Here is a 2,313-nt window from a genome sequence, read left to right on the forward strand (position 1 = left end):
AGGTCAACACGCCCTAGTGTGAGCAGTCCTTTACTTCGTTTATTGACCAACTGTCATATTCAACTATTTTTTAATTTCGCTCTCGAAATAAATGAACTAATGACTCAGATCAACTTAATTGTGTTCATTTGGTGCTTTTTGTAAAACAAAAGTTGAAAGATTCAAAAATTATTGAATAATGGGCTTAACTAAAATTGAAGTAAACACTTCATCCAATTCGTACTGAAACAGGATCCATATCCAATGTCTAATTCGTTTGTTCTGGTTATTAACTCGGGTAGTTCATCCCTAAAATTTGCTGTTATTGATTCTGTTTCTGGTGAAGCCGTATTGAGTGGCTTAGGGGAGTGTTTTGGTCTTGAAGATGCTCGTATGAGCTGGAAGTATCAAGGTCAGAAAACTGAAATTGCCATTCAAGGTGAAGATAACCACCACAAAATTGCCATTGGCAAACTGGTTGGATTGATGGAAGATCTAGGCTTCACTGCTGATATAGTGGCTATCGGGCACCGTATCGTTCACGGCGGCGAGAAGTTCACTCAAACGGTTCGTATTACTGAAGAAGTAACGAGTGAGATTGAGAGCCTATCTGACCTAGCTCCACTTCATAACCCTGCAGGTGCTATTGGTATCCGCGCTGCGATTGAAGCTTTCCCTTCTTTACCTCAATTTGCTGTATTTGATACGGCTTTCCACCAAACAATGCCACAACGTGCATTTACTGGTGCAATCGCAAAAGAACTATACACAGACTTCGGTGTTCGTCGTTACGGTTTCCACGGTACGAGCCACTACTTCGTTAGCCGTGAAGCTGCGAAAATGGTCAACAAGCCAGTTGAACAAGCTAGCTTCATCTCTGTTCACCTAGGTAACGGTGCATCTGTATGTGCTATCAAAGACGGTAACAGTGTTGATACGTCAATGGGCTTCACACCGCTTTCTGGCCTTATGATGGGCACACGTTGTGGTGATTTAGATCCAGGTATCATCGAATACCTACTTAAAAAAGGTTGGTCACAAGAGCAAGTCTTTAATTCTCTAAACAAGGAGTCTGGCTTCCTTGGCGTGTCTGGTCTTACGAGCGATGCTCGTGGCATCCTAGAAGCGATGGAAGAGGGCCACGAAGGCGCTAAGCTTGCTTTCGAGGTGTTTACTTACCGCGTTGCTAAATACGTTGCTTCTTACCTTGCAACGCTAGACTCTTTAGACGGCATCATCTTCACTGGTGGTATCGGTGAGAACTCTCTACCAATTCGCCGTGAGATCCTAAGCAACCTTAAGATTCTTGGTTTTGTTGAAGACGTTGCAGGCAATGAAGCCGCTCGCTTTGGCGCAGAAGGTATCATCGCTAAATCAGAGATGTTAGACGCAGTAGCAATGGTTATTCCAACGAACGAAGAGTTCGTGATTGCTCAACAGTCGGTAGAACTTCTGTAATAGAGTTTAAGAAAATCAGATAATGAAAAGCGAGCCCAAGTGGCTCGCTTTTTTTATTTTCTTGTTCGGGATGAGTTGTAGTAGATCTGCTTGTTACCTGTCTTCTCTATTCGTTATCGAAGGAGAAAAAAGGCTACTAATGTAGCCTTAGAGTCATCTTGTATCGAAGCCCGCATCACTCGAGGGTGATACGCGCTATGACGATGTCGTAAGTTATGTCGTTTTGAGGGGAATGCTCGTTAGTTGAATTCCCCGTTTCTGCGAGAACGCTAAAAGACGAGAGTATGGCATGCCTTCTTTGCTAATCATGTTTGTCAGTCAACATAGGCTACTGAGCTTGGTTCTTTGTAGATACAATCAACTCCAGTTACATTTCCGTTGCCGTCTTGATACTGTGCATAAACTTTCCACAAGCCATTTTTCCTCTCCCCTAAAACAGTAACCCGGGTATTATTCCCATAAGTAGTACCGTTAGAGCCATTCCCTTTACCGAAAGACACTTGAAACTCCTTTTTTATCGCTTGCTGTATTTTTGCTCCATCAAAGTCCCTATTTGGCTGAACATGCAAAAACTCAAGCCCGCCTCCTTTCCCCGGTCGGATAGCAAACGTACAACCTGTTAATTGAGTGGTAACAAGGAAGTTTGCAGAATCATAGTGGGTGACTTTAGAAATGGACTCAGGCTTAAGTTGTTCAAACTGAGATACCGGTATGTGGATGCATTGAAGAGCTTTAGCGCTACTTGATAGCGCCGTTTTAGATAAGCGCAAACGCATCTCTGGCATTTGAACACCTTGATTGATACCAAGCGCCGTATCTCCGAGGCTATATAAATAAAAGGTAAGTGCTCCTTTTGATTGGCCAGCACTACTAATG

General features: G+C 43.2%; 2 protein-coding genes. One reads left to right on the plus strand and one right to left on the minus strand.

Translation table 11 applies throughout. From position 1 onward, the window contains the following. Nucleotides 1-243 precede the first annotated feature (243 nt). Nucleotides 244-1,437, plus strand: a complete 1,194-nt coding sequence (locus tag AB4653_RS26965) for an acetate/propionate family kinase (protein ID WP_009844798.1) — start codon at nt 244-246, stop codon at nt 1,435-1,437. Nucleotides 1,438-1,751: 314 nt separating this feature from the next. Here AB4653_RS26965 and AB4653_RS26970 read toward each other — a convergent pair. Then, the coding region (locus tag AB4653_RS26970) for a hypothetical protein (RefSeq protein WP_372105770.1) at nt 1,752-2,313 on the minus strand (562 nt) is incomplete at its 5' end.

Origin of the sequence: Vibrio sp. 10N.222.48.A3 (genome assembly GCF_041475345.1) — a bacterium.
GTDB lineage: Bacteria > Pseudomonadota > Gammaproteobacteria > Enterobacterales > Vibrionaceae > Vibrio > Vibrio tasmaniensis_A.

Bases quoted from the DNA above. Each gene is read 5' to 3' on its own strand.
- AB4653_RS26965 (WP_009844798.1), top strand. From the start codon at position 244: ATGTCTAATTCGTTTGTTCTGGTTATTAACTCGGGTAGTTCATCCCTA.